Origin of the sequence: Streptomyces sp. WG7, assembly GCF_049975785.1 — a bacterium.
GTDB lineage: Bacteria > Actinomycetota > Actinomycetes > Streptomycetales > Streptomycetaceae > Streptomyces.
The window spans coordinates 360,369-387,295 of record NZ_JBNGGE010000001.1 but is presented as its reverse complement, the minus strand read 5'-3'; the positions used below and the strand labels follow the sequence as shown (position 1 = coordinate 387,295).

The window sequence follows — 26,927 nt, the reverse complement described above, 5'->3', positions numbered from 1 at the left end:
CGGCCGGCGTTCTGCCCGACGCGGGTCGGAGCGGTACCTTCGTGGTCCGTCGATGAGGAGAGTCACCGTGAGCATGTACGTGCGGCCTGCCGCCGAGGGCGCCGATCCGTTCGGTACGGCACGTCTGCGGCGCGGGGTGCTGGACGCCTGGGCGACGAGCCCGGCCCGGTTCCGTGAGGACGCCAACGCGGAGGAGGACCTCGTCCTCGGCGGCTACCGCGACCGGCTGGTCGTCGAGCTCGCGCAGAACGCCGCCGACGCCGCCGCACGGGCCGGCGTGCCCGGCCGGCTGCGTCTCACCCTGCGCGACGGTGTCCTCGTCGCCGCCAACACCGGCGCCCCGCTGGACGCGGCCGGTGTCGAGTCGCTGTCCACACTGCGCGCCTCCGCCAAGCGGGAGGGCGGCGAGGGCACCGTCGGCCGGTTCGGAGTCGGTTTCGCCGCCGTCCTGGCCGTCACCGACGAGCCCGCCGTCGTCGGCCGGCACGGCGGTGTGCGCTGGTCCCTGGCCGAGGCCCGTGACCTGGCCGCCGACACCGCACGGCACAGTCCCGGCCTGGGGAACGAGATCCGGCGGCGCGACGGGCACGTCCCGCTGCTGCGGCTGCCGTTCCCCGCCGAGGGCACCGCCCCCGACCCGTACGACACGGCCGTCATCCTGCCGCTGCGCGACACGGCCGCCGCCGACCTCGCCGAGCGCCTCCTGCGCGCCGTGGACGACGCCCTGCTCCTCGCCCTGCCGGGGCTGCGGGAGGTCGTGGTCGAGGTCGCGGACGACGTGCGCACGCTCTCCCGCCGTACCGAGGACGCCCTGACCGTCGTGGAGGACTCCCGCGAGGGCGTCACCCGCTGGCGTACCGCCGCCGCGCACGGACCCCTCACTCCCGACCTCCTCGCCGACCGGCCGGTGGAGGAGCGGCTGCGCCCCCACTGGTCGGTGACGTGGGCGGTGCCCGTGGACGCCGACGGCTCTCCCGCCCGGCCCCGCACCACCCCCGTCGTCCACGCGCCCACGCCCAGTGACGAGCCGCTCGGCGTGCCCGCGCTGCTCATCGCGTCGTTCCCGCTGGACTCCACCCGCCGGCACGCGGCCGGCGGCCCGCTGACCGACTTCCTGACGGAGCGGGCGGCGGACGCCTACGCGGGGCTGCTCGCCGACTGGAGCCCGGTCGCCGCCGGCCTCATCGACCTCGTACCCGGCCCGCTGGGCAAGGGCGAGCTGGACGGCGCGCTGCGGCAGGCGATCCTCGCACGGCTGCCGCGCACCGCCTTCCTGCCGCCCGCCGCACCGCGCGAGGACGACCCCGACCTGCCGGTGTCCCTGCGGCCCCGCGACGCCGAGGTCGTCGAGGGCGCGGGCACCGACACCGTGCGGGTCCTCGCCGAGGTGCTGCCGACCCTGCTGCCCGCCGGACTCGAACGCCGGGCGGAGCTGCGCACGCTGGGCGTGGCCCGGGTGCCGCTGACCGACGCGATCGACCGGCTGGCCGGCCTGGAGAAGGACCCCGGCTGGTGGCGGCGGCTCTACGACAGCCTCGCCGGGGTCGATCCCGACCGGCTGTCCGGACTGCCCGTGCCCCTCGCGGACGGCCGTACGACCATCGGACCCCGGCAGGTGCTGCTGCCCTCCGCGGACGCCGCCTCCCTCGACCCGGAGGTCCTCACCCGGCTCGGCCTGAAGGTCGCCCACCCGGACGCCGCCCACGGGCTCCTGGAGAAGCTGGGCGCGTTGCCGGCCACCCCGCGTGCCGTGCTCACCACCCCGCAGGTCCGGGCCGCCGTCGCCGCGTCCCTGGACGACGAGGGCGGCACGAACTGGGAGGAGGACGTCCTCGACGCCGACGAACTGGCCGACACCGTCCTCGGCCTGGTCCGCGACGCCGGACTCGACCCCGGCGACGAGCCCTGGCTCGGCGCGCTCGCCCTGCCCGACGAGGACGGCGAACTCTCCCCGGCGGGCGAACTCGTCTTCCCCGGCGGCCCGTTCGCCCAGGTCATGCGCGAGGACGAACTCGCCACCGTGGACGCGGAACTGGCGCGCAAGTGGGGGCCGGAGCCCCTGGCCGCCTGCGGCGTGCTCGTCACCTTCGCCCTGGTCCGCGCCACCGACGTCGTCCTCGACCCCGACGAACTGGAGCCCCGCGAGGGCGACTTCGCCGAGCCGGACGACGCGGGCCTGCTGGATGCCGTGGACGTGTGGAGCGAGGACGTCCTCGACCGCTTCCCGGACAGCCCCGTACCGCCGGTCGCCACCGAGATCGTCGCCGTGCGCGACCTGGACCTGGTGGACGACGACCGGTGGCCGCAGGCGCTCGCCCTGCTGTCGCAGCCGCCGCTGCGCGACGCGCTGGTCCTGCCCGTGCGGGTCCTCCTGCCCGACGGCACCCACGAGATCGTGCGGCCGTACACCGCGTGGTGGCTGCGCGGGCACCCGGTGCTCGGCGGGCGCCGCCCGGCGGGGCTGCGCGCGGCGGGCGGCGACCCGCTGCTGCGGGGCCTGTACGACGAGGCCGACGCCGCCGGTTTCGAGGACGAGCAGGTGCTGCGGGCGCTGGGCGTACGGACGTCCGTCGCGGCCCTCCTCGCCGAGCCCGGCGGCGCGGCCGAGCTGCTGGACCGCCTCGCCGACCCCGACCGTCCGGTCACGGCCGCCCAACTGCACGCCCTGTACGGGGCGCTGGCCGAGCTGGACCCGGACCAGGTCACCCTGCCGGACGAGGTACGGGCCGTCGTCGACGGCCGGGTGGAGGTGGTGGACGCCGCCGACGCCGTGGTCGTGGACTCGCCGGACCTGCTGCCCTTCACGTCGGGCGTGCCGCTGCTGCCCGTACGGCCGGCCCGGGCCGCCGAGCTGGCGGAACTGTTCCAGGTGCGGCGGCTGAGCAAGTCCGTCACCGGCGAGGTGGACTCCGAGGGTGCCGAGCACGACGTACCGGAGCCGGTGCGGGCGCTGCTCGGGGCGCGGACCCCCGCGTCGTACGTGGAGCACGAGGAGCTGGTCGTCGACGGTGTGGAGATCGACTGGCGGCTGACGGGCGACGGCGTGCTGCACGCGGCGACCCTGGAGGGCGTCGCCGCCGGGCTCGCGTGGGCGGCCGGTCAGTGGCCGCGCCGCTTCGAGGTCGCCGCCCTGCTGGAGGACGAGTCCCGCACGGACGAACTGGCCCGGGACCGCTGGTTCGACTAGCCGGGGCGCTTCTTGTGGACCACCCGTGAGAACGGAACGATGTCGGCCATGACCTCTGTGGATCCGGCCCCCGGCCCCTCGGACGACCCTGCGAGCGGCCTTGTCGCCTGCCCCTGCTGCTTCCAGCGGACCCTGGCGGCGCGGGCCGACTTCGAGATCTGTCCGGAGTGCGGCTGGGAGGACGACGGCCAGGACGACGCGGACGCCCACATGGTCCGAGGCGGGCCAAACGGCTCGCTGAGCCTGACCCAGGCCCGGCTGGACTACCTTGAGGACGTGGCCGAGACGGGCGACGAGTCCATGACGCGCGGCGGCGAAGGTCTGTGGCTGTCGGAAGCACGACGCCAGATCCCGGACCTGGGTGAAGAGGGGGGCGCTGCGTAGAGAGGCGTCCGGCAACGCTCGCCGCGTACTCGCCGGCGTGAGTACGCGGCGGCCGAATCGTCCTCGATGCGCTCAGATGAGCGGCACGAGGACAGTGAGGGCCGAAGTGTTCACGGTTTCCGGGCAGGGTGGTGGCCCCCCCGGGCCGGAGCGGCCCGGCGGTCCGGCCCGGCTAGCCGGTACGCGGCCGCCCGGCGGTCCGGCCCGGCTAGCCGGTACGCGGCCGCCCGGCGGTCCGGCCCGGCTAGGCCGGTACGCGGCGGTCGACCCACCTCCACGCGAACTCCAGGACGGCCGCCGCCGCCACCGCGATGCCGACCGCCGCCCACGGCATGGTCACGCCCACCAGCTTCAGCGCGAAGAAGTCCTGGAGCCACGGCACCGCCAGCACCACCAGGAAGCCCGCACCCATCGCCGCCACCAGCCCCACGCGCCACCAGGTGTACGGGCGGGCGATGATCGCCAGCACCCACATGGAGATCAGGAACAGCGTCAGCGTCGCCGCGCTCGTCTCCGCGTCCAGCGCCCCCGGACCGGAGTAGTGCTGCCGGGCGACGAGGTACGTCGTGAAGGTCGCCGCCCCGGCCAGCACCCCGCCGGGGATCGCGTACCGCATCACACGCCGTACGAAGTGGGGCCTGGCCCGCTCCTTGTTCGGCGCGAGGGCCAGGAAGAAGGCGGGCACGCCGATCGTGAGCGTGGAGAGCAGGGTCAGGTGCCGGGGCAGGAACGGGTACTCGACCTGGGAGCAGACCACCAGGATCGCCAGCAGCACCGAGTACACGGTCTTCACCAGGAACAGGGTCGCGACCCGGGTGATGTTGCCGATGACCCGGCGGCCCTCGGCCACCACCGACGGCAGCGTGGCGAAGCTGTTGTTCAGCAGCACGATCTGCGCGACCGCCCGGGTGGCCTCCGAGCCCGAGCCCATCGCCACGCCGATGTCGGCGTCCTTGAGCGCCAGCACGTCGTTCACGCCGTCACCGGTCATCGCGACCGTGTGCCCGCGCGACTGGAGGGCACCGACCATGTCCCGCTTCTGCTGCGGGGTGACCCGGCCGAAGACCGTGCCGTCGTCGAGCGCCCCGGCCATCTCCTCCCGGCCGGCGGGCAGCCGGCGCGCGTCGACCACCGTGCCGGACAGCCCCAGCTTGGCGGCCACCGCGCCGACCGACACCGCGTTGTCACCGGAGATGACCTTGGCGCTGACGTCCTGGTCGGCGAAGTAGCGCAGGGTGTCGGCCGCGTCCGGGCGCAGCCGCTGTTCCAGGACGACCAGGGCGGCGGGCGTGACGCCCTCGGCCACCCCCGGGTCGTCCAGGTCACGGTGGGCGCGGGCCAGCAGCAGCACCCGCAGGCCCTGCTCGTTGAGCCGCCCGGTCTCGGCGAGGGCGGGGTCGTTCTCCGCCAGCAGCACGTCGGGCGCGCCCAGCAGCCACGTACTGGAGGCGCCGTCGCCCTCGCTGAAGGCGGCGCCGCTGTACTTGCGGGCGGAGGAGAAGGGCAGCGACTCGGTGCAGCGCCAGTCGTCCGGGGCCGGATACGCCGTGACGACGGCCTGGAGGGAGGCGTTCGGGCGCGGGTCGGACTCGCCGAGGGCGCCGAGCACCGTGCGGACGTGCTCCTCGTCGGCGCCGTCGAGGACGCGCAGCCCGGTGACGTCCATGCCGCCCTCGGTGAGGGTGCCGGTCTTGTCCAGGCAGACGGTGTCGACGCGGGCCAGGCCCTCGATGGCGGGCAGCTCCTGGACGAGGCACTGCTTGCGGCCGAGCCGGATCACGCCGATCGCGAAGGCGACGGAGGTCAGCAGGACCAGGCCCTCCGGGACCATGGGCACGATGCCGCCGACGGTCCGCGCGATCGAGTCGTCCAGCTCGTCGTCCTTGGCGAGCAGCTGGCTGAGGATCAGGCCGATCGCGGTCGGGACCATCATCCACGTGACGTACTTCAGGATCGTGGAGATGCCGGACCGCAGCTCGGACTGGACCAGGGTGAAGCGGGAGGCCTCCTCGGCGAGCTGCGCGGCGTACGCCTCGCGCCCGACCTTGGTCGCCTGGAACGCCCCGCCGCCCGCCACCACGAAGCTGCCGGACATGACCTGGTCCCCCGGCTGCTTGACGACCGGGTCGGCCTCGCCGGTCAGCAGCGACTCGTCGATCTCCAGCCCGTCCGCCTCGACGCACACCCCGTCGACGACGGCCTTGTCCCCGGGGCCGATCTCGATGACGTCGTCCAGCACGATCTCCGACGTGCTGACCTCGGCGGCCGTCCCGTCCCTGCGCACGGTCGGCCGGGCCTCGCCGATCAGGGCCAGGGAGTCTAGGGTCTTCTTCGCCCGCCACTCCTGGACGATGCCGATGCCGGTGTTGGCGAGGATCACGAAGCCGAACAGGCTGTCCTGGATCGGCGCGACGCCCAGCATGATCACCCAGAGCACGCCGATGATCGCGTTGAACCGGGTGAGGACGTTGGCGCGGACGATGTCGGTGAGGGACCGGCTGCTGCGCACGGGCACGTCGTTGACCTGGCCGCGCGCCACCCGTTCGGCGACCCCGGCTGCCGTCAGGCCGGTCGCCGGGGTCGGGGCGTGCACGGGGAGCGCGGAACCGGGCCGGTCGTCCGCGTCGAGATGCGTCATGCGTTCGACGGTACGTGCGGTTTTGGGGCTTCACCCCCCGAATGGGCGGAAGTTCCGACCACGGGAGGACGGGGCGGTCCGGCGAGTGATGCCGTAGTACTACGGGGCGTGTACCGCGGGACGGCAGAGGTCCCCGAGCTCGCGCCGGAACGTCAGCCCGGGGCGCCCGTCGAGCCGCGTCTCGCCGGTGCGGACGAACCCGGTGCGGGCCAGTACGGCCCGTGAGGCGGCGTTCTCGAGTGTGGCGGCGGCCCGCAGCGCGGTCAGTCCGTAGTCGCGCGCGGCGAGGGCGCAGACCTCCCGCACGGCGCGGGTGGCCAGGCCCCGCCCGGCGGCATGTTCGGCGATCCGGTAGCCGAGATCGGCGACGCCGTGTTCCACGTCCACGAGGTTGACCCGGCCGAGTACCTCGCCGCCGGCACCGGTCAGCACGTGGAAGTGGCAGACCCCGGCCTCCTGCTCGGCCAGCAGTGCGCCCAGCCGCTCGTCGAAACGGGCGAAGAAGTCGTCGCCCCGGTCGGGTACGGAGGCGGCGAACCAGGCCCGGTTCTCCCGCTCGAAGGCGAGCAGGGCGGGCGCGTGGCCGGGCCGCAGCCGTTGCAGCCGGGGCTGCCCGGGCAGGACGGTCGGCTCAGGCAGCTCGGGTGGGGCGGTCGGCCCGTGCGGCCCGGGCGGGGAGGTCGGCGCGTGCGGCCCGGGCGGGGAGGTCGGCGCCGGCCCGGGCGGGGAGGTCGGCCCGTGCTCGGTCACGGGCGTCAGGCGCCGTCGCGCGACGCCGCCCGCTTCAGCGCGGCGTCGCGCCCCCGCACGTACCAGATGCCGATCAGTCCGAGCCCGGCGCCGGCCAGGCAGGTCCATACCCACCAGGCGTGCCCGCGGTCGTCGAACCAGCCGTAGAAGGGCAGCTGCACGAGGAAGAGGACGAACCAGAGGACGGTGCCGCCGACGATGGTCGCGACCACGGGGCCCTCCAGGGGCTCCGGCGCCTCGTGCGTGGGTGTCCACTTCGTCATGCGTACAGCTTACGAGAGGGCGCCGGTGGGGTGACAGCACGGCGCCACCCCGGGTCTACGCGCGGAGATAGCATCCTGTGGCTCATACGTTCATACTGAATCCGTTTGTCTCTGACCATTTTCATTCGTAGGAAGCACCAATAAGGCCGTGGGGGAACCTGTTGGTGATGAGGTCCCGCATGTCCACCTCGGCCTCCGCCAAGGTCCCCCCGTCCCCCGAGTCGCCGGAAGACCGGCGGCCCCCGCAGAACGGCCTCGACCGCTACTTCAAGATCTCCGAGCGCGGCAGCACGCTGCCCCGCGAGATCCGCGGCGGCTTCGCCACCTTCTTCGCGATGGCCTACATCGTCGTGCTGAACCCGATCATCCTGGGCAGCGCGAAGGACATGTACGGCAACCAGCTCGACAACGGCCAGCTGGTCACCGCGACCGCCCTGACGGCGGCGTTCACCACGCTCCTGATGGGCGTCATCGGCAACGTCCCGATCGCGCTCGCCGCAGGCCTCGGCGTGAACTCCGTCGTCGCCCTCCAGCTCGCCCCGCGGATGTCCTGGCCGGACGCCATGGGCATGGTGGTGCTGGCCGGCTTCGTCGTGATGCTGCTGGTCGCCACCGGCCTGCGCGAGCGCGTGATGAACGCCGTGCCCTACGGCCTGCGCAAGGCCATCGCCATCGGCATCGGCCTGTTCATCATGCTGATCGGCCTCGTCGACTCCGGGTTCATCACCCGGATGCCGGACGCCGCCCAGACCACCGTCCCGCTCCAGTTGGGTACCGGCGGTCATCTGCTGGGCTGGCCGGTGCTGGTCTTCGCCCTCGGGGTGCTGCTCACCCTGGCGCTGATCGTCCGCAAGACCCCCGGCGCGATCCTGATCTCCATCGTGGTGATGACCGTCGTCGCGATGGTCATCAACGCGGTCGCCGACATCCCGTCCTGGGGTCTGACCACCCCGGAGTGGCCTGGCAACCCCGTCGCCACCCCCGACTTCGGCCTGGTCGGCGAGGTCAGCCTGTTCGGCGGGTTCGAGAAGGTCGGCGTCCTGACCGGCGTGCTGTTCGTGTTCACCGTCCTGCTGTCGTGCTTCTTCGACGCGATGGGCACGATCATGGCCGTCAGCGACGAGGCGAAGCTGACCGACGGTGAGGGCCAGATGCCGGGCATCAACAAGGTCCTGTTCGTCGACGGCATCGCGGTCGCCGCGGGCGGTGCCAGCTCCGCCTCGGCCACGACCTGCTTCGTGGAGTCCACGGCCGGCGTCGGCGAGGGCGCGCGCACCGGCTTCGCGAACATCGTCAGCGGCGCGCTGTTCGCCGTGGCCCTGTTCCTCACGCCGGTCGCCACGATGGTGCCCTCCCAGGCGGCCACCCCGGCGCTGGTCGCGGTCGGCTTCCTGATCCTGGCCGGCTCGATCAGGGAGATCGACTGGAGCGACTTCACGATCGCGATCCCGGCCTTCGTGACGATGCTGATGATGCCGTTCAGCTACTCGATCACCAATGGCATCGGCATGGGCTTCATCACCTTCTCGGTGCTGCGCCTGGCGGTCGGGCGGGGCCGGGAGGTCCCGGTCACCATGTACGTGGTGTCCGCGGTCTTCGCCTTCTACTACCTCATGCCGGCCCTGGGGCTCACCTGACCGGCGTGACCGGCGCCTGACCGGTGGGGCTCAGGTGACCCCGTAGAAGCGCTCCGTCTCCTCCACGGCGGACTGGAACCGCTCGTCGAAGTCATCACGGATGAGCGTCCGGACGACATAGTCCTGGACGCTCATTCCTCTTTTCGCCGCGTGGTGCCGGAGCCGGTCGAGCAGCTCCCCGTCCATCCGCAGGCTGAGCACAGTGGTCCCCATGGGCACGAGGGTCACCCCCACCGGCCGGACGATGCTCCGTTTTCCGGAAATTGCTCACTCGTACGGGTGAACTTCGGGTTTCAGTGGCGGGCGTCACGGGCACGCGGGCGGGTGAGCGGTGGTATTTCGCGAGACTAATGAGTTACGCTAAGGAACATGCCGGACCTCAACCATGGCGACGACGCCGCCGCCGTGAACTCCCTGCGCTCCGCCGTGATGCGGCTGTCCCGTCGGCTCAAGCACCAGAGGGTCGACGAGTCACTGAGCCCCACCGAGATGTCGGTGCTGGGCACCCTGTCCAACTGCGGCAGCGCGACCCCGGGCGAGCTCGCCCGCAAGGAACACGTCCAGCCGCCGTCGATGACCCGCATCGTGGCGCTCCTGGAGGCGAAGGGACTGGTCCGACTGGAGCCACATCCCGAGGACCGGCGCCAGAAGGTCGTGACGCAGACCGAGCAGGCGGTGGTCATGCTCGAGGAGAGCCGCCGCAAGCGGAACGCGTTCCTGGCCACGCTGGTCGAGGGACTCGACGAGGACGAGTGGGCGAAACTGCGCGCCGCCGCCCCCGTGCTGGAGAAGCTCGCACACCGGTAAGCAGCAATCGCGAGGAGGCGAACCCTTTTGAGTACGGGACCCGGAGCAGCTTCCGCCCCCGCACCTGACGGCCACGACGACCCGACCGCTCCCGACGCCCCTCGCAAGACTCGCAAGACCTCGATGTTCGCCTCCCTGAAGGTCAGGAACTACCGCCTGTTCTTCCTGGGCCAGGTCGTCTCCAACATCGGCACGTGGATGCAGCGCATCGCCCAGGACTGGCTGGTGCTCAGCCTCACCGGCTCCTCGGCCGCCGTCGGCATCACCACGGCCCTGCAGTTCCTGCCGATGCTGCTCTTCGGCCTCTACGGCGGCGTCCTCGTCGACCGCCTGCGCAAGCGGCCCACGCTGCTGGTCACCCAGTCCGCGATGGCCGTCACCGCGCTCTTCCTCGCCGTCCTCACCCTGACCGGCCACGTCCAGGTCTGGCACGTCTACGTCGCCGCCTTCGCGATGGGCCTGGCCACCGTCGTCGACAACCCCGCCCGCCAGTCCTTCGTCGCCGAGCTGGTCGGCCGGGACCAGCTGCAGAACGCGGTCAGCCTCAACTCGGCCAACTTCCAGTCCGCCCGCCTGGTCGGCCCCGCCGTCGCCGGACTGATGATCACCGGCGTGGGCACCGGCTGGGCGTTCCTCGCCAACGGCCTGTCCTTCGTCGCGCCGCTCACCTGCCTGCTGCTGATGCGCTCCCGCGACCTGCACGCCGTCGAGCGCGCCCCGCGCGGCAAGGGCCAGCTGCGCGAGGGCCTGCACTACGTCGCCGGACGCCCCGAGCTGATCTGGACGATCACCCTGGTCGGGTTCATCGGCACCTTCGGCTTCAACTTCCCGGTCTTCCTGTCCGCCTTCGCCGACGACGTCTTCGACGCGGGCGCCGGCGCCTACAGCCTCTTCAACACCCTCATGGCCGTCGGCTCGGTCGCCGGCGCCCTGCTCGCCGCCCGGCGCGGCACGGCGCGGCTGCGCGTGCTGATCGCGGCGGCCCTCGCCTTCGGCACGCTGGAGATCGTGGCGGCGGCGGCACCCGAGCTGTGGCTGTTCGCGCTGCTGATGGTCCCGATAGGCGTCTGCAGCATGACGGTCAACGTCACCGCCAACACCAGCATCCAGATGTCCACCGACCCGGCCATGCGGGGCCGCGTCATGGCCCTGTACATGATGGTCTTCCTCGGCGGCTCCCCGGTCGGCGCCCCGATCGTCGGCTGGGTCACGGACACCTACGGCGCCCGGATCGGCTTCGCCGCGGGCGGCGCCGTGGCCGCCACGGCCGCGATCGTCATCGGCCTGGTCCTGGCCCGCGTCGGCAACCTGCGGCTGTCGGTCGGCTGGCACCGGGGGCACCCCAAGGTCCGCTTCGTGCCGCGGGAGCGGCGGGAGGAGCTGGCGCCGGCGGCGTAGCCGGTCCCCGGGTCAGTCGCGGGGGAAGTCGTCGGTCTTGAGGGTGAGGCCGACGACGGTGCCGGTCAGGTCGATGTCCTCGCCGAAGCCGAAGCTGACGGCGGCGTGGTACTTGCCGTCCCGCGGCAGGGTGTGCAGATGCCATTCCCTGGCATACGGGTCCACGATCAGATACACCGGGACGTCGGCGGCGGCATAGGCGTCCTTCTTGGGGCCGTGGTCGTTGCCGGCCGTGCTCCGGGAGATGACCTCGGCGACGAACTCGACGTCCTCGGGGCTCCAGCGGCCCTTGTCGTCCTTCCGGGCCCCTTCGGCCAGCGCCACGACATCGGAGGCGAAGCCGTTGAGATACCCGGGGTAGTCCATACGTACGTCGGACTTCACGCGCTTGCGCGGATACTTGGTCCGCAGTTGCTCGACGATGTCCAGGATGAGGTCCCAGTGGGTGTCCCGCTGTGGCGTCATGAAGATGTGACCCCCGACGATCTCGGTCTTGTATCCCTCGGGGACGGGCATCTTCTCGAGCCACTCGAACATGACGTCCAGAGTCAGCTCGGTGCTCTCTTCGGCCATCTCGATCCTGTCGTCAAGGACGGTCATCGTGGCGCTCCTCCCCGGCTGCCCCCGACGCGAGTGCAGCCGCGCGGTACAACGATACGCACGGTGACCAGGACACGCGCGGACGTACACGTGTTCTCCAGGGAGACTGGCCGCCATGAGACTGTTCGCCGCCGTACTGCCCCCGGACGACGTCACCGCCGCCCTCGCCGCCGAGGTGGCCGCGCTGCGGAGGCTGCCCGGCGCGGACGGCCTGCGCTGGACCGGCCGTGCCGGCTGGCACCGCGGCGGAGCCGCTGATTGGCACTTCACCCTCGCCTTCTACGGGGAAGTCGACGACGACCTCGTACCGGACCTGTCGGCCCGCCTGGAGCGGGCCGCCCACCGCACCGAGCCCTTCGGGCTGGCCTTGCGCGGGGGCGGCCACTTCGGGCATGGACGGGCACTGTGGGCGGGCGCGGAGGGGGACCTCACCCGCCTGCGGCTGCTGGCCGACCGCGCGGAGTCGGCGGGGCGCAGGGCGGGCGTCGAGATGGGCGAGCACCGGCGCTACAAGCCCCATCTGACGGTGGCCCGCGGCCGGACGGCGTACGACGTGCGGCCGTACGTCGAGGCCCTGGCCGGCTTCACCAGCCCGGCCTGGACCGTCACGGACCTGGAGCTGGTGCGCAGCAACCTGCCGAGGTCCGGCGTGCCGGGCGAGCAGCCCCGTTACGAGACGGTCGGCCGTTGGCCGCTCGGCGCCTCCGGTTAGGCTCGGGGGCGTGGACCCGAAGACCCGTAACCGGATCATGGCCGGTGTACTCGTACTGATGATGCTCGTGGTGGCGGTGGCGGCGGCGCTCGGCTGAGCAGCCGTGAGGCGGCCGCCGCCCCGTTCACGCCGTCACCAGGCGAACGCCTCCGGCGACGGGCCCGGCCCCGGGAAGATCTCGTCCAGCCCGGTCAGCAGCTCCTCCGGCAGCTCCAGCTCCACGGCCCGCAGCGCCGACGCGAGCTGCTCGGCCGTGCGCGGACCCACGATCGGACCCGTCACGCCGGGCCGGGTCAGCAGCCAGGCCAGGGCGGCCTCGCCGGGCTCGACGCCGTGCTTGTCGAGCAGGTCCTCGTAGGCCTGGATCTGCGCCCGCTTCGCGGGGTCGGCCAGGGCGTCGGCTGCCCGGCCGGAGGCGCGGCGCCCGCCCTGGACCTCCTTCCTGATCACGCCGCCGAGCAGTCCGCCGTGCAGCGGCGACCAGGGGATGACACCGAGGCCGTAGTCCTGCGCGGCCGGGATGACCTCCATCTCGGCGCGGCGCTCGGCCAGGTTGTACAGGCACTGCTCGCTGACCAGGCCGATGGTGCCGCCGCGCCGGGCGGCGGTCTCGTTGGCCTGGGCGATCTTGTAGCCGGGGAAGTTCGAGGACCCGGCGTAGAGGACCTTGCCCTGCTGGACCAGCGTGTCGACGGCCTGCCAGATCTCGTCGAATCCGGTGGCGCGGTCGATGTGGTGGAACTGGTACAGGTCGATGTGGTCGGTCCGGAGCCGCTTGAGGCTGGCGTCGACCGCGCGCCGGATGTTCACGGCGGAGAGCTTGTCGTGGTTGGGCCAGGCCTCGCCGTCGGCGCCCATGTTGCCGTACACCTTGGTGGCGATGACGGTCTTGTCCCGCCGGTCGCCGCCCTTGGCGAACCAGTTGCCGATGATCTCCTCGGTGCGGCCCTTGTTCTCGCCCCATCCGTACACGTTGGCGGTGTCGAAGAAGTTGATGTTGGCGTCGAGCGCCGCGTCCATGATCGCGTGGCTGTCGGCCTCGTCGGTCTGCGGACCGAAGTTCATCGTCCCGAGGACGAGCCGGCTGACCTTGAGTCCTGTGCGTCCCAGCTGCGTGTACTTCATGGTCCCCAAGCCAACGGCTTGGAGTGCGCTCCAGGCAAGCGGGTTGGTTCGGTCGGTCGCGGGGGAAGAGGTGACACCTGCCCTGGTGCGGCCGGCGATGAGACAGAGGGGGACCTCGGGGGCGGAGTAGGCGAGCTTCTCGGGGCCGTAGTCGTCGGCCGTCGTGCCCTGGGAGACGGTGTGCGGCCCTGTACCGGCCGCCTGGCCCGGGCGGTCCGGGCGATCTGGGCGGTCCGGGCGATCCGGGCGATCCGGGCGGTCTACGACGCGGCGGAGTAGGGCCCGCCCAGCCCCCACTCCTCGTCCATCGCCTCCGCGAACGCCTCCGCGATCCGGTGTTCGCCGCTCTCGTTGGGATGCGTGCCGTCGTACGTGTCCGTGTGGAAGTCGTACGACACCGGCGGCGGGACGAGGAGCAGTGAGGAGCGCGGTTCGTCGAGGTCGGCGGTCGTCTTCACGAGGAGCTCGTTGAAGCGGGCGACCTGCTCGGCGAAGGTCTCGTCGGCCTCCACCCGGATGTTCGGGATCACCGGCATCACGGCCATGCGCACGCGCGGGTTGGCCGACCGTGCCTCGGCCACGAAGGCCCGGACGTTGTCGTTGGTCTGTTCCGCGTTCGTGTAGAAGCCGAGGTCGATCAGGCCCAGGGAGACCAGGAGCACGTCCGCGCGGCAGGCGCGTACCGTCTCGCCTATCAGCGGGGTCATGTGGTGCCAGCCCTCGCCCCAGCCGGCCAGGTGGGCGCGGGGGAAGTCGGGGTCGGCGTAGGCGTACGAGGTGGGGGCGTCCGCCGACTGGTCGTGGAGTGTCTCGCGGGGGCCGACGAAGGTGAAGGGGCGGCCGTAGGAGTCGCGCAGGTGCTGCCACATCCGGTAGCGCCACGTGTGTTCGCCCGCGCTCCCGATCGTCATGGAGTCACCGACAAACATGAACCTGAGCATCCGCTCATCATGGACGATGGGCCGGGCCGGCGCGATGTGAGCCCGACCACGCTGGGTGACCGTTGCGGTGAACGCCCGTGCGGGATGGCAGGCTTGGCGCATGCGCCGATCTTTCGCCCTCCTCGCCTCGGCCCTTCTCGTGGGCGCGTTCGCCGCGCCCGCCTCCGCCGCCGACGGGGACGACGGGAGCGACGGCTTCACGATCAAGGACCCGCGCATCACCGAGTCCAGCGGCCTCGCCGCCTCCCGCCTGCACCCCGGCATCTACTGGACGCACAACGACCAGGACACCGGGCCGTACCTCTACGCCGTGGACGGCTCCACCGGCGAGACCGTCGCCCGTGTCGCGCTCTCCGGCGTCGGCACGCCCCGCGACGTCGAGGCGATCTCGATCGGGCCCGGCAACCGGATCTTCGTCGGTGACATCGGCGACAACCTCGGCGGCACCTGGCCGCACGTGTGGATCTACGAGCTGCCCGAGCCGAAGGAGCTCAAGGACCAGACGGTCAAGGCGACGCAGTACGTCGTGAAGTACGCGGACGGCGCCCGTGACGCGGAGTCGATGGTCGTCCACCCGAAGACCGGGCGGGTCTACGTCATCGACAAGAAGGAGGACGGCGGGCACCTGTACGAGGGGCCGGCGAAGCTGTCCGCGTCCGGCACCAACGTCTTCCGGCGTGCCGCCCCCGTCGAGCTGTGGGCCACCGACGCCGCCTTCTCCCCGGACGGCGAGCGGCTCGCCGTGCGCGGCTACCTCGGGGGCATCTGGTACGACTGGAACGGCGGGCGGATCCAGCGCAAGGGGCGGATCAGCGTGCCGCTCGGGCAGGGCGAGTCCGTCACCTACACGCCCGACGGCGAGAAGCTGCTGCTCGGGATGGAGGGCGAGAGCAGCCCCGTGAAGGCCCAGGACGCGCCCGGGGGCGGCGGCGGGTCGGGCGGGGCGGGTTCCGGCGCCTCCGGTGGGGGCTCCGGAGGGGATGACGGGTCCGGCGGGTCCGGCGGGGACACCCTCAAGATCGGGACGGTCGGGCTGGTCGTCGCGTGCGGCGCCGCGTTCTTCGGGCTACGACGGCTCTTCCGCCGCCGCTGAGCCGGACGCCGCGCGCCGCGCGGCCACCAGTACCTCCAGCCCGTCCAGGATGCGCTGCAGCCCGAACTCGAAGTGGTCGAAGCCGGTGCCGAAGGTGTCATCGGAGAGGGAGGCCAGGACCGGGTAGCGGCCGCTGGCCATGGCCTTCTCCAGCGCCGGTTCCTGGGCCTGCCAGAACTGTGCGTCCGTCAGTCCGGAACTTCGCTCGGCCTCCTCCCCGTGCACCTGCGTGCGGGCGGCGCCGACGACGTACCCGTCGATCATGATGATCGCCGACACCAGCTCGGGGTCGGTCAGGCCCATCGGTTTGATCCGGGTGAGTACCTTCTCCAAGCCGTCCAGGGCGCTCGGGCCGAGGATCGGGCGGGACTGGTTGACCTCCAGCAGCCAGGTGTGGCGGCGGTAGAGGGCGAGGGTGGCGCGGCCGAGCTCCTCCAGCGCGGTGCGCCAGTCGCCGTCGCCGAGGCCGCCGAGGTCGCCGGGGTTCTCGGACGGGCGCTGCACGCGGTCCAGCATCAGGTCGATCAGCTCGCCCTTGCCGGGGACGTAGCGGTACAGGGACATGGTCCCGGTGCCCAGCTCGGTGGCGATCCGGCGCATCGAGACCGCGCCCAGTCCGTCCCGGTCCGCGACCTCGACGGCGGTCTCGACGATCCGCTCCAGCGTCAGACCCGGTTTGGGTCCCCGGCTGGGTCGCTTGCCGGTGTCCCACAACAGGTCGAGGGTGCGGCCGATGTCGCCGCTGCCGCTGCTCTCCGTGCCGCTTGCCATGCGGTCAGTTTAAATCCGCGGCAGAAAATTGGGTACGGTGTACGCGCCGAACTGGGTACGGTGTACCCGTAATCGAGTACGGTGTACTCAGTGAGGGAGAGAGAGGGGGACCCATGAGCGACGCGTACGCGGTGCGGGCCGAGGGCCTGGAGAAGCGGTACGGCGGGAAACGCGCCCTCGACGGCTTCGACCTGGCCGTCCGCGAGGGCACCGTGCACGGCCTGCTGGGGCCGAACGGCGCCGGCAAGACCACGGCCGTGCGCATCCTGTCCACGCTGGTCCGGCTGGACGGGGGACGGGCGGTGGTGGCCGGCCTCGACGTCGGGCGGCAGGCGCGCGGGGTGCGGGCGCGGATCGGCCTCACCGGGCAGTACGCGGCCGTGGACGAGGTGCTCACCGGCCGGCAGAACCTGGAGATGTTCGGGCGCCTGTTCCACCTGGGCGGCCGGCGGGCCCGGGCCCGCGCCGTGGAGCTGCTGGAGCAGTTCGACCTGACCGACGCCGCCGACCGGGGTGTCGGCAAGTACAGCGGCGGCATGCGGCGCCGCCTCGACCTCGCCGCGTCGATGATCCTCGCCCCGGCCGTCCTGTTCCTGGACGAGCCGACGACGGGCCTGGACCCCCGCAGCCGCGGCGAGGTCTGGGACTCGGTGCGGGCGCTGGTGGCGAGCGGCACGACCGTACTGCTGACCACGCAGTACCTGGAGGAGGCCGACAAGCTCGCCTCGCGCATCACCGTCATCGACCGGGGCAGGTCCATCGCCGACGACACCCCGGACGGGCTGAAGGACCGGGTCGGCGGCGACCGCGTCGAGGTCCAGGTCGCCGAGCGGGCCGAGATACCGAGGGTGGTGAAGGTGGTCGCCCGCGTCTGCGACGGCGAACCCGAGGCCGACGAGGAGACGCTGCGGGTGCACGCTCCGGTCACCGACCGGGTGGCCGCGCTCACCGAGGTGGCGCGCACCCTCCAGGACGAGGGCGTCCGGGTGGAGGACATCGGGCTGCGCAGGCCGAGCCTCGACGACGTGTTCCTGCGCCTGACCGGACACCGTACGAGTGCGGAGAAGCAGGAGGCGGCGGCATGAGCGCCCTCGACCTGACCACGGGAGGCACGCGTGACCGCGGGCGGCTGTACTGGGCGGTCGCCGACTGCGGCAACATCGTCCGCCGCGGCCTGACCCACTACAAGCGCCAGCCCGTCAACATCGTCTGGCAGCTCGGTTTCCCGATCCTGTCCGTCCTCCTCTACGGCTACGTCTTCGGCAGCGCGATGACCGTGCCGGGCGGCGGGGACTACAAGGACTTCCTGATGCCGGGCATGTTCGTGATGACCATGGCGTTCGGCTTCATCAACACCGCGACCGTCGTCGTCCACGACGCCACCAAGGGCGTCATCGACCGGTTCCGCTCCATGCCGATGTCCTCCTCCGCGGTGGTGGCGGGGCGCGGTGTGACCGACCTGGTCGTCGCCTGCGCCGAGCTCACGATCCTGGTACTGACGGCGCTCGCCATGGGCTGGCGGCCGGACGGGGGCTGGAACTTCCTGGCCGCGTTCGGGCTGCTGCTGTGGCTCCGGTTCGCGCTGATCTGGGTCGGGGTGTGGCTGGGGCTGCTGGTCCCCAACCCGGAGGCGGCGGGCGGTCTGTTCGCGGTGGCGTTCCCGCTGACGATGATCTCCAGCATCTTCGTCGCCCCGCAGCTCATGCCGGACTGGCTGGGCTGGGTGGCCGCCTGGAACCCCATCTCGTCCACGGCGGCCGCGGCCCGCGAGCTGTTCGGCACGCCGGTGGGCGGCGGCGACTCGTGGGTCGAACAGCACGCGCTGCTGATGGCCGGGGTGTGGCCGGTGGTGCTGACGGCGATCTTCCTGCCGCTGTCGGTGCGGCGCTTCCAGCGGCTCAGCCGGTAGAGCGACTCAGTCGGTGGAGCGGCTCAGTCGGTGGAGCGGCTCAGCCGGTGGAGCGGCTCAGCCGGTAGGAGCCGAAGAGCGATGAGGGGCGCCCGGCATGCGCCGGGTGCCCCTCATCGTCGTACCAGCCGTATGGCGGCAGTGGTGGTCAGAGCTTCTCGATCACGTAGTCGACGCACTTGGTCAGCGCCTCGACGTCCGCCGGGTCGATCGCCGGGAACATCGCGACGCGCAGCTGGTTGCGGCCGAGCTTGCGGTACGGCTCGGTGTCGACGACGCCGTTGGCGCGCAGCACCTTGGCGACGGCGGCGGCGTCGATGTCGTCGGAGAAGTCGATGGTGCCGATGACCTGGGAGCGCTTGGCCGGGTCCGAGACGAACGGGGTGGCGTACTTGGCCTCCTCCGCCCAGGCGTACAGGCGGGACGAGGAGTCCTTGGTGCGGCCGGTGGTGAAGTCCAGGCCGCCCTGGCCGTTCATCCACTCCAGCTGCTCGTTCAGCAGGAACAGGGTGGCGAGGGCCGGGGTGTTGTACGTCTGGTTCTTGCGGGAGTTGTCGATCGCCGTCGGCAGCGAGAAGAACTCCGGGACGTGCCGGCCGCTCGCGTGGATCCGCTCGGCGCGCTCGATCGCGGCCGGGGAGAAGACGCCGATCCACAGGCCGCCGTCGGAGGCGAAGGACTTCTGCGGGGCGAAGTAGTAGACGTCGGTCTCGGCGATGTCCACGGGCAGGCCGCCCGCGCCGGACGTCGCGTCGACCAGGACGAGGGAGCCCTCGTCGGCCCCGGCCACGCGCTTGACGGGCATGGCGACACCGGTCGAGGTCTCGTTGTGGGTGAACGCGTACACGTCCACGCCGGCCTCGGCCCGCGCCTCGGGGTGCGTGCCCGGGTCGGAGGAGACGACCGTCGGCTCGGCCAGCCACGGGGCGAGCTTGGCGGCCTTGGCGAACTTGGAGGAGAACTCGCCGAAGCTCAGGTGCTGCGACTTGTTCTCGATCAGGCCGTGGGTCGCGACGTCCCAGAACGCGGTGGAGCCGCCGTTGCCGAGGACCACCTCGTAGCCGTCGGGGAGCCGGAACAGCTCGGAGATGCCCTCACGGACCTTGCCGACCAGGTTCTTGACGGGGGCCTGGCGGTGGGAGGTGCCGAGGAGGGACGTACCGGTGGCGGCCAGGGCGTCCAGCGCCTCCACCCGCACCTTGGAGGGACCCGCGCCGAATCGACCGTCCGCGGGCTTGATGTCAGCAGGAATCTGGATCTCAGCCACGTGCGGGAGCGTATCCCCTCGGCCAAACCGGACGGAGACATGTCCGTCCGATGAGACGAGATCTCCGCCGTGCGGACCTGTGCCAAGCCACAAGCGCTCATGCTGGAGGACATGACCGATCTGGAGGCAGCACTGCGCGGCGCCGTACGCGGCGAGGTCGGATTCGACACCACGTCCCGGGCACTGACCACCATGGACGCGTCCAACTACCGCCGGGTCCCGCTCGGGGTGGTGGCGCCGGTGGACGCCGACGACGTGGCGGCCGTGCTGGAGGTGTGCCGGGCGCGGGGCGTGCCGGTGGTGGCGCGGGGCGGGGGGACGTCGATCGCGGGGCAGGCGACCGGCACGGGCATCGTCCTGGACTTCACCCGGCACATGAACCGGCTGGTCTCGCTCGACCCGGAGGCGCGCACGGCCGTCGTCCAGCCAGGTCTGGTCCTCGACCGCCTCCAGCGGGCCGCCGCCCCGCACGGCCTGCGCTTCGGCCCCGACCCGTCCACCCACAGCCGGTGCACGCTCGGCGGAATGATCGGCAACAACTCGTGCGGCTCCCACTCGGTGGCGTGGGGCACGACGGCGGACAGCGTGCGCGAGCTGACGGTGCTCACCGCGCGCGGCCGGCGGCTGCGGCTCGGGCGGGACTGGGCCGGGGCACCGGAGGGCCTGCGCGAGCTGGTCGACGGCGACCTGGCGCGGCTGCGCACCGGTTTCCCCGACCTGCCCCGCCGTATCTCCGGCTACGCGCTGGACGCGCTGCTGCCGGAGAACGGCGCGGACGTGGCCCGTTCCTTCTGCGGTTCGGAGGGCACGCTGGGCGTGCTGACCGAGGCGGTGGTCCGGCTGGTCGAGGCGCCGCGCGCGCGGGCGCTGGCGGTGCTCGGATACGCCGACGAGTCCGGGGCGGCCCGGGCGGCGGCCGGGCTGCTGCCGCTCGGGCCGCTGACGGTGGAGGGCATGGCGGTGGACCTGGTGCCGCCGACGGCCGCGGCCGGGCTGCCCCGGGGCGGGGCGTGGCTGTTCGTGGAGACGGGCGGGGAGACGGAGGCGGACGCACGCGCGCGGGCGGAGGCGGTGGTCCGGGCGGCGGACGTCGTGGACGCCCTGGTGGTGACCGACCCGGCCGGGCAGCGGGCGCTGTGGCGGATCCGGGAGGATGCGAGCGGTACGGCGACGCGGGTGCCTGTGGGCGCCTCCCGGACGGGGTCCGGGGGAGGTGCGGAGGCGTGGCCCGGGTGGGAGGACTGCGCGGTGCCGCCGGCCCGGCTGGGCGACTATCTGCGGGACTTCCGGAGCCTGCTCGCCGCCCACGGCCTGCGCGGCACGCCGTACGGCCACTTCGGTGACGGCTGCATCCACGTACGCATCGACTTCGACCTGCTGACGGCGGCCGGCGTCGTCCGCTTCCGCCGCTTCTCCGAGGAACTGGCGGACCTCGTCGTGGCGCACGGCGGCTCGCTCTCCGGGGAGCACGGGGACGGGCAGGCGCGGGCGGAGCTGCTGCCGAGGATGTACGGCGAGGAGACGGTCGCCCTCTTCGAGCGGGCGAAGGCCGTCTGGGACCCGGACGACCTCCTCAACCCGGGGATGCTGGTCCGACCGGCCCCGCTCGACGCGAACCTCCGCTTCGCCGTCCTGCCGCGCGAGCCGGTGGACGTGGAGTTCGGCTACCCCGCCGACGGGGGCGACTTCTCGGCGGCGGTACGCCGCTGCGTCGGCGTCGCCAAGTGCCGTACGACGTCGGTGGCCGGCTCGGGCGTGATGTGCCCGTCGTTCCGGGCGACGGGGGAGGAGGAGCACTCCACGCGGGGCCGCGCACACCTGCTGCACGAGATGCTCGCCGGTGAGCTGGTGACGGACGGCTGGCGCTCCACGGAGGTCCGCGACGCCCTCGACCTGTGCCTGTCCTGCAAGGGCTGCCGCTCCGACTGCCCGGTCGAGGTGGACATGGCCACGTACAAGGCGGAGTTCCTGCACCACCACTACGCGGGCCGCCGCCGCCCCGCCGCCCACTACGCGATGGGGTGGCTGCCGGTGTGGCTGCGCTGGGCGGCGCGGGCGCGGGTGGCGCCGGTCGTCAACGCGCTGGCCGCCGTGCGGCCGTTGGCGGCGGTGGCGAAACGGTTGGGTGGTATCGCGGGGGAGCGGGAGGTGCCGCGGCTGGCGGGGGAGACGTTCAGCCGGTGGTGGCGGAGGCGTCAGGGGGCAACTGGTGGGGGCGGGCTGGTGGTCCTCTGGCCCGACACCTTCACCGAGCACCTGTCCCCGTCCGTGGGCCGGGCGGCCGTACGGGTGCTGGAGGCCGCGGGGCTGCGGGTGGTGCTGCCGCCGACGCTGCTGCGGGGGCGTGCGGTGATCGGGGACGGCACGTCGAAGTCGGTTCTGGCGCTGCTGACCGCCCGCCGGGGCCGGGTGTGCTGCGGACTGACGTACGTGTCGACGGGCCAACTGGACCGCGCCCGCGCGGTGATGCGCCGCACCCTGGACCTGATGGCCCCGGTGCTGGAGACGTCCGCGCCGGTCGTCGTGCTGGAACCGAGCTGCGCCGCCGCGTTGCGCACGGACCTGCCGGAGCTGCTGCACGACGACCCGCGGGCCGCCCGGCTCGCGGCCCGCGTCCTGACCTTCGCGGAGGCCCTGGAACGTCACGCCCCCGACTGGACTCCGCCCGCCGTGGACCGCCCGGTCACCGGCCAGACCCACTGCCACCAGCACGCGGTCCTGGGCGACACGGCCGACCGCCGCCTGCGCGAGGCGGCCGGCCTGACCGGCGAGCTGAGCGGCGGCTGCTGCGGCCTCGCGGGCAACTTCGGTTTCGAGGACGGCCACTACGAGGTGTCGGCCGCCTGCGCCGAGGACCAGCTGCTCCCGGCGGTGCGCGAGGCGCCGGACGGGGCGGTGGTCCTGGCGGACGGCTTCTCGTGCCGGACGCAGCTGGAGCAGCTGGCGGGGGTGCGGGGACGGCATCTGGCGGAGGTGCTGGCGGAGGCGTTGGAGGGGGAGTGACGGGCGGGTGGCGGCAGTCCCTGCGTCGGGGGAGGTCGAAGAAAGCGTGAACAAAGTCGGGTTGATGTACTTTTCGCGCTCATCTGAGTAGCGGAACCGGCGGGTCCGATAGCCCCGGCCTCACCGTCGGCTGGGGCGGGACGGCCCCGAAGGAGAGTTCCGGGGCCGCCGTCCGCTTGTGTCTCAGTTCGCCGAGTCGAAGGCGTCCAGCCGTCGGCCGCGGCTCTCGGCCACCCGTAGGACGTCGGCGAGGCACTCCGCCAGTCGCTCGGCGAGGTAGCGGAGTTCGCCGTGCGGCGCGTCCGGGAGGAGACAGCGGGCGTGGGCCAGGAGTTGGAGGCCCATCCCGAGCTGGGTGGACTCGGTGGTGTCGGCCAGGCGGGAGACGGGGCCGCCGTCGTCGTCGGTGATCAGGTAACAGGGCTTGCCCTCGGGGCCGGACCAGGGGAGCAGGCGGGGCTCGGGTGACTGGGTCATGCCGCCGCCTCCAGTTCGTACGGCGCGCCTGCGGGGACGTACGGGCGTACAGCCGCTGTCTCGGTTCCGTCGAGGACGGAGGGGAGACCGTAGGGGCTGCGGTGGGAAGGGAGGGGGACCACGTCGGCGGCGGCCGGACGGTGCGGTGCGGGGCAGGCCCCTGGGCGTGGGCTGGTGCGGCGGTGAGTGCCTCGGGGGCTGAGCAGGAGGCTCACCCAGGTGGCGAGGCGGCCGATAGGGTCGGTCATGTCATCAGCTCCGATCAGGAGTCAGCTGGTGGCCACGCCCCGGGGCCGGTCGGACGGCCGCCGGGGTCTTGCCGTGTCGGCGTGCGTGGCAGGGGCGGCCGAGGCAGCGCGACGGAGCGCTGTCCATGTGGGCACAGCAACACAGACTGGACCGGTGGACCGGTCCAGTCAAGCGGAACGTCAGTTCCCTTACCGCATCGGGTAGTTGTCGGTCTGCTCGAAGACGTGGGAGGGCGTGACGCCCTCCTCGCACACCAATGCGCGGTGCCCTTGGTCGAACGCCGTGTGCAGGACGACGGCGACTGCGGTCGGCTGTTCCACTTCCAGGAGGTGCGCCTCTTCGTCCGTGGCCAGGCGCACGGTGGTCACGTCGTGGCCCTCCACGGGGGCACGGCCCGTCTCGCGGCGGACGTAATGTGTCGTGCCCTCGGCGATCGGCCCCCTCGCGGACAGGCGTGGCGCGGCGTCCGCCACCGAGGCCGGAAACCACGCGGTCACCAGACTGTGCGGCGAGCCGTCGTCGAGGAGCATGAGCCGGACCCGACGCAAGGCCTCCTCGCCGTGCGCCAGTCCCAAGGCATCGGCGACGTGAGCAGGCGGGACTGCACGGTCCGGTGCGCCGAGGCGGCGGTACGGTGTTCCGCCCGACAGCCGACTGGAACCCGCCCGACGTCCACCGGCGGGCCGGGCGACAGGAGTCTCCGTGACAAGAAAGCCGGAGCCCTGGCGTGCGACGACGAGACCGTCGTGGCGCAGGATGTCGTACGCCTTGACCACGGTGGCCCGCGATACGCCCCACTGTTCGGCCAGGTCACGGCCTGATGGCAGCAGGTCACCCGGCCCGAACTCACCGTTCGCGATCCGGGTGCGCAGATCAGCGGCGATCTGCTCGTACTTCAGTAGCGGCATGACACTCTTTCCCGATCACTGGACTGGTCCACCGGTTCGACACCAGAATGCACGGATGACGAGCCTTGAGGTGACGCCGGAGATCGTGAGGTTCTACAGCGAGACCGTCGACGAGGCGGCCCGGTTGGTCACCACCGCCGACGGGCGTCTGGAGATGGTACGTACGCAGGAGTTGCTGCGCCGGTACCTCCCCTCCCCGAGGGCTCGGGTACTCGATGTCGGCGGCGGGCCCGGTACACACGCGCGCTGGCTCGTTGCAGACGGGTACGCCGTTCACCTGGTCGATCCCATTCCCCGGCACGTGGAACAGGCCAGGGTCACGGGCGCGAGTGTCGAACTCGGTGATGCCAGAAGCCTCACGGCCGGCACCGGTTCCTACGACGTCGTGCTCATGCTGGGACCCCTTTATCACCTGCCGGAACGGGCGGACCGGGACCGTGCACTGGCAGAGGCCCGCCGTGTGCTCAAGCCCGGCGGTCTGCTGGCGGTCGCCGGCATCAACCGGTACGCGTCCCTCTTCGAGCATGCCGCGTACGCGCACCTGCACAAGGAGTCGATGAGGGAGAGCATCGGCAAGATCCTCGCCACCCGGATCCATGACGGGAAGAAGGCGTTCACCACGGCCTACTTCCACAGCGGGGAGCAGCTGCGCGACGAGGTGGCGGCGGCAGGCTTCGTCGGCGCGGACGTCTTCGGGATCGAGGGACCTGCCTGGTCGCTGCTGGCGGCGGCGGAGCGGAACACCGGCCAGTCGTTCCGCGAGTCGAGCCTGTTCGAGTCCGTCCTCACCGCCGCCCGTATGGCCGAGCCGTACCCGGAGTTGCTGGCCGCGAGTTCGCATCTGCTGGCGGTGGGGCGTCGGCAGGAGTGAGGAAGGCGGGCCACTCGGCGGGGTGCCGATCGACCGCCGGCCACGGCACGCCGGGCGTGCCCGGTGAGGAACCGCAGGACGAGAACACGGTCCTCGTCTCCCCGGACACCGGGGGCGTCACCCGGCTGTCCGGGGAGACCTTCGACGACACCGAGGGGCTGGGCCTTCTGATGGGCGGCGGAGGGGTCGCCCGGTAGGGCCCGCGGGACGCTCCGGGGTGGTGCCGGCACCACCCCGTGGGCGGTGGCTGCCCGGCTGCTGTCGAGATCCGCAACTTCCTAGTGTCTGCCCCATGTTGAAGAGGACAGCGCACACAGTCATCGCCCTCGCTCTGACCGCGGGCACCGTGGCCGCGGCGGGCACCGCCGCCGCGGCGGCAGGACACGGCGACCGGGTCGTCGTACGCACCGACAAGGGCCCGGTGCGCGGGACGGCCGCCGGCGCGGTACGCACGTTCCAGGGCATCCCCTACGCCGCCCCGCCCACCGGCGAACGCCGCTGGGCACCCCCGGCGCCCGCGAGACGCTGGCACGGGGTGCGGGACGCCACCGAACCGGGTGCCGCCTGCCCCCAGACCGGGGCCGTCCCGCCGGCCGGGCCCGCGTCCTCCACCGAGGACTGCCTCTTCCTCGACGTCACCACGCCGCGTGCCGCGTCCGACAGGCCGCGGGCCGTGATGGTCTACCTGCACGGTGGCGACCACACCGACGGCGCGGGTGCCATGCACGGCGCCCGGAGACTGGCCGCCCAGGGCGACGTGATCGTGGTGACGGTCAACTACCGCCTCGGCGCACTCGGTTACCTGGCCCATCCGGACCTGGAACGCCGGGGCGAGTCCGGCAACTACGGCTTCCTCGACCAGCAGGCGGCACTGCGCTGGGTGGAACGCAACGCCGCCGCCTTCGGCGGAGACCCGGAGAACGTGACGCTCTTCGGCGAGTCCGCCGGTGCCACCAGCACGTGCGCGCATCTGGTCGCCCCGTCCTCGGCCGGCCTCTTCGACCGGGTCGTCCTGCAGAGCGGTGCGTGCCTGCGCGCCGGCGCGACGCGCGAGCGCGCCGACGCGCTGGGCCAGGGCGAGGATGCCGCCGAGGCGATCGAGGAAAGGATCACGGAGAGCGGCGGGACGTCCGACTGGCGCACGGCGGACCCCCGGCACCTGGTGTACGACTTCGGACAGACCCCCTACCCGTACGGGCCGGTCTACGGCGGCGAGCTGCTGCCGCGCACTCCCCAGGAGGCCATCACCACCGGCAGGTTCAACAAGGTGCCCGTGCTGCAGGGAATCAACCGCGAAGAGGGCCGCGCGATGGTGTACGGGGCGGAGCTGGCCAAGAGGTACGCGACCCGGGACCCGGAAGCCACCCTCGACGAGGCCGACTACCGCGCCCGCCTGGAGGAGGACTTCGGCCCGGAGAAGGCCGCCGCCGTCGCCGCCCGGTACCCCGTCTCCGCGTACGACGGCAGCCCGGCCCTTGCCCTGTCGGCGGTCCTCACCGACGCCGACCAGGCCCGGTACACCGTCGACACCGGCCGCGCGCTCGCCCGCGCTGTCCGCACCTACATCTACGAGTTCGCCGACCGGGAGACACCCTGGTACGCCGATGCCGAAACGTACGCCAAGCCCTCCTTCCCGATGGGCGCCGCGCACACCTTCGAGCTGCCCTACCTCTTCGAGCTCACCGAGTTCGACTCGCTCACCGAGCCCCAGCGAGCCCTGTCCGACGCGATGATCCGTATCTGGTCCGACTTCGCCCGCAGGGGTGAGGCCCCTTGGAAGGCGACCACCCCGTCCGCGCTGAACGCACGCTCGCTCGCGTCGGGACCGGGCGGCATCCGCCCGGTCGACTTCGCGAAGGACCACCAGTACGACTTCTGGAAGTCCCTGGGCTGACCCCGGCCGCACGGAGGTCCGGGACGCCCTCGATCTGTGCCCG

At 72.4% G+C, this 26,927-nt stretch carries 25 protein-coding genes; 13 read left to right on the top strand and 12 right to left on the bottom strand.

Annotated elements, in window-relative coordinates; all coding sequences use genetic code 11:
• Positions 1-67: 67 nt before the first annotated feature.
• Together ACP4J0_RS01730 and ACP4J0_RS01725 are read left to right on the top strand one after the other, a co-directional pair.
• Positions 68-3,187, top strand: coding sequence for a sacsin N-terminal ATP-binding-like domain-containing protein (locus ACP4J0_RS01730; RefSeq protein ID WP_426596790.1), 3,120 nt, complete (start codon positions 68-70; stop codon positions 3,185-3,187).
• A 48-nt stretch (positions 3,188-3,235) separates the two neighbouring features.
• Positions 3,236-3,571, top strand: coding sequence for a CPCC family cysteine-rich protein (locus ACP4J0_RS01725; protein WP_426596789.1), 336 nt, complete (start codon positions 3,236-3,238; stop codon positions 3,569-3,571).
• Positions 3,572-3,815: 244 nt separating this feature from the next.
• On the opposite strand, the gene ACP4J0_RS01720 is transcribed toward ACP4J0_RS01725, so the two are convergent.
• The 3 genes from ACP4J0_RS01720 to ACP4J0_RS01710 form a co-directional block, all read right to left on the bottom strand.
• Positions 3,816-6,209 (bottom strand): HAD-IC family P-type ATPase, encoded by a 2,394-nt coding sequence (locus tag ACP4J0_RS01720; protein ID WP_426596788.1) that lies wholly within the window; start codon positions 6,207-6,209, stop codon positions 3,816-3,818.
• Between the two features lie 99 nt (positions 6,210-6,308).
• Entirely contained in the window at positions 6,309-6,830 is a 522-nt protein-coding gene (locus ACP4J0_RS01715) for a GNAT family N-acetyltransferase (RefSeq protein WP_426596914.1), read from the bottom strand.
• Between the two features lie 134 nt (positions 6,831-6,964).
• On the bottom strand, positions 6,965-7,222 hold the full coding sequence (locus ACP4J0_RS01710; RefSeq protein ID WP_426596787.1) for a DUF2530 domain-containing protein: 258 nt from the start codon (positions 7,220-7,222) through the stop codon (positions 6,965-6,967).
• A gap of 179 nt (positions 7,223-7,401) precedes the next feature.
• Between ACP4J0_RS01710 and ACP4J0_RS01705 the strand changes: the two genes are divergently transcribed.
• Entirely contained in the window at positions 7,402-8,859 is a 1,458-nt protein-coding gene (locus ACP4J0_RS01705) for an NCS2 family permease (protein ID WP_426596786.1), read from the top strand.
• 30 nt (positions 8,860-8,889) lie between these two features.
• Here ACP4J0_RS01705 and ACP4J0_RS01700 read toward each other — a convergent pair whose 3' ends face one another.
• Entirely contained in the window at positions 8,890-9,078 is a 189-nt protein-coding gene (locus tag ACP4J0_RS01700) for a ribbon-helix-helix protein, CopG family (protein WP_426596913.1), read from the bottom strand.
• A 150-nt stretch (positions 9,079-9,228) separates the two neighbouring features.
• Between ACP4J0_RS01700 and ACP4J0_RS01695 the strand changes: the two genes are divergently transcribed.
• Positions 9,229-9,666, top strand: a complete 438-nt coding sequence (locus ACP4J0_RS01695) for a MarR family winged helix-turn-helix transcriptional regulator (protein ID WP_381386255.1) — start codon at positions 9,229-9,231, stop codon at positions 9,664-9,666.
• A 27-nt stretch (positions 9,667-9,693) separates the two neighbouring features.
• Positions 9,694-11,064 carry an MFS transporter gene (locus tag ACP4J0_RS01690; RefSeq protein ID WP_426596785.1) on the top strand — a complete coding sequence of 457 codons (1,371 nt, stop codon included), beginning with the start codon at positions 9,694-9,696 and terminating at the stop codon, positions 11,062-11,064.
• 12 nt (positions 11,065-11,076) lie between these two features.
• On the opposite strand, the gene ACP4J0_RS01685 is transcribed toward ACP4J0_RS01690, so the two are convergent.
• Complete coding sequence (locus ACP4J0_RS01685; protein WP_426596784.1) at positions 11,077-11,664, bottom strand: Uma2 family endonuclease; 588 nt, start codon at positions 11,662-11,664, stop codon at positions 11,077-11,079.
• Between the two features lie 115 nt (positions 11,665-11,779).
• Between ACP4J0_RS01685 and thpR the strand changes: the two genes are divergently transcribed.
• Positions 11,780-12,376 (top strand): RNA 2',3'-cyclic phosphodiesterase, encoded by a 597-nt coding sequence (thpR, locus tag ACP4J0_RS01680; RefSeq protein ID WP_426596783.1) that lies wholly within the window; start codon positions 11,780-11,782, stop codon positions 12,374-12,376.
• A gap of 132 nt (positions 12,377-12,508) precedes the next feature.
• On the opposite strand, the gene ACP4J0_RS01675 is transcribed toward thpR, so the two are convergent.
• Positions 12,509-13,501 carry an aldo/keto reductase gene (locus ACP4J0_RS01675; RefSeq protein ID WP_426596782.1) on the bottom strand — a complete coding sequence of 331 codons (993 nt, stop codon included), beginning with the start codon at positions 13,499-13,501 and terminating at the stop codon, positions 12,509-12,511.
• 260 nt (positions 13,502-13,761) lie between these two features.
• Complete coding sequence (locus tag ACP4J0_RS01670) at positions 13,762-14,442, bottom strand: GDSL-type esterase/lipase family protein (protein ID WP_426596781.1); 681 nt, start codon at positions 14,440-14,442, stop codon at positions 13,762-13,764.
• Positions 14,443-14,542: 100 nt separating this feature from the next.
• Here ACP4J0_RS01670 and ACP4J0_RS01665 point away from each other — a divergent pair, with 100 nt between their 5' ends.
• Complete coding sequence (locus ACP4J0_RS01665) at positions 14,543-15,535, top strand: WD40 repeat domain-containing protein (RefSeq protein WP_426596780.1); 993 nt, start codon at positions 14,543-14,545, stop codon at positions 15,533-15,535.
• Here the strand turns inward: ACP4J0_RS01665 and ACP4J0_RS01660 are convergent.
• Positions 15,509-16,306 (bottom strand): TetR/AcrR family transcriptional regulator, encoded by a 798-nt coding sequence (locus tag ACP4J0_RS01660; RefSeq protein WP_426596779.1) that lies wholly within the window; start codon positions 16,304-16,306, stop codon positions 15,509-15,511. The genes ACP4J0_RS01665 and ACP4J0_RS01660 overlap by 27 nt on opposite strands.
• A 113-nt stretch (positions 16,307-16,419) precedes the next feature.
• Here ACP4J0_RS01660 and ACP4J0_RS01655 point away from each other — a divergent pair, with 113 nt between their 5' ends.
• The gene (locus ACP4J0_RS01655) at positions 16,420-17,391 is read left to right on the top strand and encodes an ATP-binding cassette domain-containing protein (protein ID WP_426596778.1); all 972 of its coding nucleotides are present in this window, start codon (positions 16,420-16,422) and stop codon (positions 17,389-17,391) included.
• On the top strand, positions 17,388-18,215 hold the full coding sequence (locus ACP4J0_RS01650; RefSeq protein WP_426596777.1) for an ABC transporter permease: 828 nt from the start codon (positions 17,388-17,390) through the stop codon (positions 18,213-18,215). Before ACP4J0_RS01655 ends, ACP4J0_RS01650 begins: the two co-directional genes overlap by 4 nt.
• A 148-nt stretch (positions 18,216-18,363) precedes the next feature.
• Here ACP4J0_RS01650 and serC read toward each other — a convergent pair whose 3' ends face one another.
• Complete coding sequence (gene serC, locus ACP4J0_RS01645) at positions 18,364-19,482, bottom strand: phosphoserine transaminase (RefSeq protein ID WP_426596776.1); 1,119 nt, start codon at positions 19,480-19,482, stop codon at positions 18,364-18,366.
• A 111-nt stretch (positions 19,483-19,593) separates the two neighbouring features.
• On the opposite strand from serC, the gene ACP4J0_RS01640 reads away from it, so the two are divergent.
• A complete protein-coding gene (locus ACP4J0_RS01640; protein WP_426596775.1) occupies positions 19,594-22,485 on the top strand; it encodes an FAD-linked oxidase C-terminal domain-containing protein in 2,892 nt (963 codons plus the stop codon).
• Between the two features lie 183 nt (positions 22,486-22,668).
• On the opposite strand, the gene ACP4J0_RS01635 is transcribed toward ACP4J0_RS01640, so the two are convergent.
• From ACP4J0_RS01635 to ACP4J0_RS01625, 3 genes are all read right to left on the bottom strand, one after another.
• Positions 22,669-22,962: a hypothetical protein gene (locus tag ACP4J0_RS01635; RefSeq protein WP_426596774.1), complete on the bottom strand. Its 294-nt coding sequence runs from the start codon at positions 22,960-22,962 to the stop codon at positions 22,669-22,671.
• On the bottom strand, positions 22,959-23,210 hold the full coding sequence (locus ACP4J0_RS01630; protein WP_426596773.1) for a hypothetical protein: 252 nt from the start codon (positions 23,208-23,210) through the stop codon (positions 22,959-22,961). The genes ACP4J0_RS01635 and ACP4J0_RS01630 overlap by 4 nt, the downstream gene beginning before the upstream one ends.
• 189 nt (positions 23,211-23,399) lie before the next feature.
• Positions 23,400-24,119 (bottom strand): GntR family transcriptional regulator, encoded by a 720-nt coding sequence (locus ACP4J0_RS01625; protein ID WP_426596772.1) that lies wholly within the window; start codon positions 24,117-24,119, stop codon positions 23,400-23,402.
• A 55-nt stretch (positions 24,120-24,174) separates the two neighbouring features.
• Between ACP4J0_RS01625 and ACP4J0_RS01620 the strand changes: the two genes are divergently transcribed.
• The 3 genes from ACP4J0_RS01620 (at position 24,175) to ACP4J0_RS01610 (ending at position 26,884) form a co-directional block, all read left to right on the top strand.
• Positions 24,175-24,990, top strand: coding sequence for a class I SAM-dependent methyltransferase (locus ACP4J0_RS01620; protein ID WP_426596771.1), 816 nt, complete (start codon positions 24,175-24,177; stop codon positions 24,988-24,990).
• A gap of 56 nt (positions 24,991-25,046) precedes the next feature.
• Entirely contained in the window at positions 25,047-25,187 is a 141-nt protein-coding gene (locus ACP4J0_RS01615; protein ID WP_426596770.1) for a hypothetical protein, read from the top strand.
• A gap of 95 nt (positions 25,188-25,282) precedes the next feature.
• A complete protein-coding gene (locus ACP4J0_RS01610) occupies positions 25,283-26,884 on the top strand; it encodes a carboxylesterase/lipase family protein (RefSeq protein WP_426596769.1) in 1,602 nt (533 codons plus the stop codon).
• Positions 26,885-26,927 lie beyond the last annotated feature (43 nt).